General features: G+C 53.4%; 2 tRNA genes and 2 rRNA genes. All 4 read right to left on the bottom strand.

The features are described 5' to 3' along the window. Positions 1-16 precede the first annotated feature (16 nt). Positions 17-2,909: ribosomal RNA gene (locus OOZ15_RS19615) — 23S ribosomal RNA — on the bottom strand. Between the two features lie 240 nt (positions 2,910-3,149). After that, positions 3,150-3,223, bottom strand: a tRNA-Ala gene (locus tag OOZ15_RS19610). Between the two features lie 121 nt (positions 3,224-3,344). After that, positions 3,345-3,421, bottom strand: a tRNA-Ile gene (locus tag OOZ15_RS19605). A 113-nt stretch (positions 3,422-3,534) separates the two neighbouring features. Next, positions 3,535-5,066: ribosomal RNA gene (locus OOZ15_RS19600) — 16S ribosomal RNA — on the bottom strand. The 16S and 23S rRNA genes sit together here with 2 tRNA genes alongside, the layout of an rRNA operon. Positions 5,067-5,421 lie beyond the last annotated feature (355 nt).

Genomic DNA, 5,421 nt, shown 5'->3' with positions numbered 1-5,421 from the left:
GCACAAGGGGACTGGCGCACATAAGCCCACGGGCTATTAGTACCGCTCGGCTGCGGGCATTACTGCCCTTGCACCTGCGGCCTATCGACGTGGTCGTCTCCCACGGCCCTTTAAAGAAATCTCATCTCGTGGCGGGTTTCGCGCTTATATGCTTTCAGCGCTTATCCCTTCCCGACATAGCTACCCAGCGGTGCCCCTGGCGGGACAACTGGTACACCAGCGGTCGGTCCAACCCGGTCCTCTCGTACTAGGGTCAGGGCCACTCAAATTTCTAACGCCCACAGTAGATAGAGACCGAACTGTCTCACGACGTTCTGAACCCAGCTCGCGTGCCACTTTAATGGGCGAACAGCCCAACCCTTGGGACCTTCTCCAGCCCCAGGATGTGACGAGCCGACATCGAGGTGCCAAACCCCCCCGTCGATGTGAGCTCTTGGGGGAGATCAGCCTGTTATCCCCGGCGTACCTTTTATCCTTTGAGCGATGGCCCTTCCATGCGGAACCACCGGATCACTATGCCCTACTTTCGTACCTGGTCGGCCTGTATGCCTCTCAGTCAAGCTCCCTTGTGCCATTGCACTCTGCGCACGGTTACCAAGCGTGCTGAGGGAACCTTTGGAAGCCTCCGTTACGCTTTTGGAGGCGACCACCCCAGTCAAACTACCCACCACGCACTGTCCCCGCACAAGGCGGGTTAGGCCCTAGAGAAGTAAAGGGTGGTATTTCAACAATGACTCACACATGCCTGGCGGCACGTGATCAAAGTCTCCCACCTATCCTACACATTACTTATCCAAGGTCAATACGAAGCTATAGTAAAGGTGCACGGGGTCTTTTCGTCCCACTGCGGGTAACCGGCATCTTCACCGATACTACAATTTCACCGAGCTCATGGCCGAGACAGTGTCCAGATCGTTGCACCATTCGTGCAGGTCGGAACTTACCCGACAAGGAATTTCGCTACCTTAGGACCGTTATAGTTACGGCCGCCGTTTACCGGGGCTTCAGTTCAACGCTTCTCCGCCAAAGGCGGATGACGTCTCCCCTTAACCTTCCGGCACCGGGCAGGTGTCAGGCCCTATACTTCATCTTTCGATTTCGCAGAGCCCTGTGTTTTTGATAAACAGTCGCCTGGACCTCTTCACTGCGGCCTATCTCGCGATAGGCGACCTTTCTCCCGAAGTTACAGGTCTATTTTGCCTAGTTCCTTAGCCATGAATCTCTCGAGCGCCTTAGAATACTCATCCCGACCACCTGTGTCGGTTTACGGTACAGGCTGCATACCTCGCTTTTCTTGGAAGTCGGTCCGCTGGGTTGTCACCGCGGCCGGGGCCTTGGTGTACTATCGGGGCGTTGCCGCTCCCTTCAACGTGCTGTTCCGTCAGCACGCACCAACATCCCGCCTCCGTCGCTTTCTATGGTATGCAGGTACAGGAATATTAACCTGTTGTCCATCCACTACCCCCTTCGGGTTCGCGTTAGGCCCTGACTGACCCCCAGCTGATTAGCATAGCTGAGGAAACCTTGGTCTTTCGGCGTGCGGGTTTCTCGCCCGCATTATCGTTACTTATGCCTACATTTTCTTTTCCATCCGCTCCAACGGGCCTCACGGCCCACCTTCTGCGCAAATGGAATGCTCCCCTACCACAACTGGCCCAAGGCCAGTGTCCACGGCTTCGGTGGTATGCTTATGCCCGATTATTATCCATGCCCGACCGCTCGACCAGTGAGCTGTTACGCACTCTTTAAATGAATGGCTGCTTCTAAGCCAACATCCTGGGTGTCTGAGCAATCGGACCGCGTTTTTTCAACTTAGCATACACTTGGGGACCTTAGCCGGTGGTCCGGGTTCTTTCCCTCTCGGACATGGACCTTAGCACCCATGCCCTCACTGCTGATCAACATTATATAGCATTCGGAGTTTGTCAGGGATTGGTAGGCGGTGAAGCCCCCGCACCCAATCAGTAGCTCTACCTCTATAAAACTATGGATCAACGCTGCACCTAAATGCATTTCGGGGAGTACGAGCTATTTCCGAGTTTGATTGGCCTTTCACCCCTACCCACAGGTCATCCGAAGACTTTTCAACGTCAACCGGTTCGGGCCTCCACTGTGTGTTACCACAGCTTCACCCTGCCCATGGGTAGATCACACGGTTTCGCGTCTACCACTGCCAACTATAGCGCACTGAGTGCGCTTTCACCCCCAAAGGGTGAAACTCGCCCTGTTCAGACTCGCTTTCGCTGCGGCTGCGCACCTGAAGTGCTTAACCTCGCTGGCAACGGTAACTCGTAGGCTCATTATGCAAAAGGCACGCCGTCATCAGCCCAGGGCTGACTCCGACCGCTTGTAGGCGTATGGTTTCAGGTTCTCTTTCACTCCCTTATTCAGGGTGCTTTTCACCTTTCCCTCACGGTACTGGTCCACTATCGGTCTCCCAGGAGTATTTAGCCTTGGCGGATGGTCCCGCCTGGTTCGTACAGGGTTTCTCGTGCCCCGCACTACTCAGGATACCGCTATCTCCACACACCTTACCTGTACGGGACTATCACCCCCTACGGCCACGCTTTCCAACGTGTTCCAGTCCTCTGTGCTTCGAACATTGCGGTCCTACAACCCCGATGCTGCCGTAACAGCAACGGTTTGGGCTGTTCCGGTTTCGCTCGCCGCTACTCCCGGAATCACTCTTGTTTTCTTCTCCTCCGCCTACTTAGATGTTTCAGTTCAGCGGGTTCGCCTACTGACGGTAAACGCCAGCATACCATACCTTCAATATGGTGGGTTGCCCCATTCGGATATCCCTGGATCATCGTGTATGTGCCACTCCCCAAAGCTTTTCGCAGCTTATCACGTCCTTCGTCGCCTCTGAGAGCCTAGGCATCCCCCATACGCCCTTGTCTAGCTTATTGTACTTTTTGCTCTTTTGTCCTATGTAATTCGCCCCATATGCCGGTCGTGCAACCAACATACAAAGCCTTTTAGATTCTCTTTTCTATTCTACTTCTTACCGGTCACCTATCCTCATAGGTGACCGCTCGTATTCTCTTTATCTCAATATGTCAATGAACGTTAGCCCCCTCCAGCTCCCCCGAAGGGGGAGAGCCAGTGCTCTCGTGTCCCTCCCCTTTGGGGAGGTTAGGAGGGGCTTGTGGAGAATATCGGAGTCGAACCGATGACCTCCTGCGTGCAAGGCAGGCGCTCTAGCCAGCTGAGCTAATCCCCCATTGGTGTTGAAATTCCAAGATCCAAATCCCAAATCCCAATCAAATAAGGTACCCAACCTCCAGAATTTCCTTCAATACTTTTTTAACGAACTTTTTTTCAGCCCTTGCCGAAACCATCTTTGGTAGTCTCGGGCAGGCTCGAACTGCCGACCTCTACATTATCAGTGTAGCGCTCTAACCAGCTGAGCTACGAGACTGTTGCTTTTATATGGCCCGCAGGCCTTGATATGTAATGTTATTGACAGCATTTTAAGCAAAACCAATCCCTCGCCCTGCGCTTTATCGGTACCGGACCGATCGGTATCTCTAGAAAGGAGGTGTTCCAGCCGCACCTTCCGGTACGGCTACCTTGTTACGACTTAGCCCCAGTTACCGGTCTTACCCTAGGTAGCTCCTTGCGGTCACCAACTTCAGGTACCCCCGGCTTCCATGGCTTGACGGGCGGTGTGTACAAGGCCCGGGAACGTATTCACCGGATCATGGCTGATATCCGATTACTAGCGATTCCAGCTTCACGGGGTCGAGTTGCAGACCCCGATCCGAACTGTGACCGGTTTTATAGATTCGCGCTCCGTTACCGGATGGCTGCTCTCTGTACCGGCCATTGTAGCACGTGTGTGGCCCAGGACGTAAGGGCCGTGATGATTTGACGTCATCCCCACCTTCCTCGCGGTTTGCACCGGCAGTCCCGCTAGAGTCCCCATCTTTACATGCTGGTAACTAACGGCAGGGGTTGCGCTCGTTATAGGACTTAACCTGACACCTCACGGCACGAGCTGACGACAACCATGCAGCACCTTGCAACCTGCCCGAAGGAAAAGGTGTTTCCACCCCTGTCAGACTGCATTTAAGCCCTGGTAAGGTTCCTCGCGTATCATCGAATTAAACCACATGCTCCACCGCTTGTGCGGGCCCCCGTCAATTCCTTTGAGTTTCATTCTTGCGAACGTACTCCCCAGGTGGGATACTTATCACTTTCGCTTAACCACAGATCCGCCCAATGGCGGACCAACAGCTAGTATCCATCGTTTACGGCGTGGACTACCAGGGTATCTAATCCTGTTCGCTCCCCACGCTTTCGTCCATCAGCGTCAATCCGGCAGTAGTGGCCTGCCTTCGCAATCGGTGTTCTGAGTAATATCTATGCATTTCACCGCTACACTACTCATTCCAGCCACTTCCCGCCGATTCAAGGCATGCAGTATCAAAGGCAATTTTACCGTTGAGCGGCAAACTTTCACCCCTGACTTACACGCCCGCCTACGGACCCTTTAAACCCAATGATTCCGGATAACGCTTGCACCCTCCGTATTACCGCGGCTGCTGGCACGGAGTTAGCCGGTGCTTATTCGTACGGTACCGTCATCGCCCTACTCGTAGGGCTTATTCTCCCCGTACAAAAGCAGTTTACAACCCATAGGGCCGTCTTCCTGCACGCGGCATGGCTGGATCAGGCTTCCGCCCATTGTCCAATATTCCTCACTGCTGCCTCCCGTAGGAGTCTGGTCCGTGTCTCAGTACCAGTGTGGGGGGTCCCCCTCTCAGGGCCCCTACCCATCGCTGCCTTGGTGCGCCGTTACCGCACCAACTAGCTAATGGGACGCATGCCCATCTCCCACCGCCGAAGCTTTAACCCTTGACCAATGCCGGTCAAAGGTACCATAGGGTATTAATCCGGATTTCTCCGGGCTATCCCCATGTGGAAGGTAGGTTGCATACGCGTTACGCACCCGTGCGCCGGTCTCAAAGACCCTAGCAAGCTAGTGTCCTCTACCCCTCGACTTGCATGTGTTAGGCCTGCCGCTAGCGTTCATCCTGAGCCAGGATCAAACTCTTCATCGTTGATCGTTGTATATTGTATACATGACCCATCCGGTTAAAGCCCAATGCTCAAAAATGATCTTGCTTAAAAATTCTTACTTGGTCGGTCTTTATTAATAAAATAAAAACCGTGCTGTCAACAATATTTCAATGAACTCGCCCTTAATTTATTAAAGGCCCTCGTTTTGTTCTTATTTTTAACTTTCGTTTCGAAAGCGGGTGCAAAAGTAATTTACTTTTCCGTCCCCGGCAAACTTTTCAGGGACTTTTTTTTCAAATGCCCCCTCGACTGCCCGAAAACCCGCTGTACAATGAACTTCCGCTCCCTCTCCTACATCTACCATCCTTCCGAAAGCGGGTGCAAATATAGAAACTT

Source organism: Galbibacter kalidii, assembly GCF_026241135.1.
GTDB lineage: Bacteria > Bacteroidota > Bacteroidia > Flavobacteriales > Flavobacteriaceae > Galbibacter.
Note: the sequence above shows the minus strand (reverse complement) of the source record. Positions and strands in the feature narration are given on the sequence as shown.